This window comes from Bradyrhizobium uaiense (genome assembly GCF_010811875.1).
Classification (GTDB): domain Bacteria; phylum Pseudomonadota; class Alphaproteobacteria; order Rhizobiales; family Xanthobacteraceae; genus Bradyrhizobium; species Bradyrhizobium uaiense.
In genome coordinates this window covers 1-230 of the sequence record NZ_VKHP01001156.1, presented here as the reverse complement: position 1 = coordinate 230, position 230 = coordinate 1, and the positions used below count along the sequence as shown (strand labels likewise).

Sequence of the window (230 nt, the reverse complement as noted above, 5' to 3'; positions counted from 1 at the left end):
AGCCGATGGCGGAGCGCCTTGCCACGGGCAGCTACGATCAGCTGCACCATTTCATTGCGGACGGCATCTGGGACGCGACGCCGCTAGAGACGGAACTGCTCAACCAGGCGGACCGACTTGTCGGCGGCAAGGATGCGGTGCTGGTCATTGATGACACCTCATTGCCGAAGAAGGGCGAACGCTCGGTTGGTGTTGCAGCTCAATACGCGTCGGCTCTCGGCAAGACGGCA

The 230-nt window shown here is 62.2% G+C and carries 1 protein-coding gene; it reads left to right on the top strand.

Features of this window, described 5'->3' with window-relative positions:
- On the top strand, window positions 1-230 hold a 230-nt coding region (locus tag FNJ47_RS49140), incomplete at both ends, for a transposase (protein WP_163163878.1).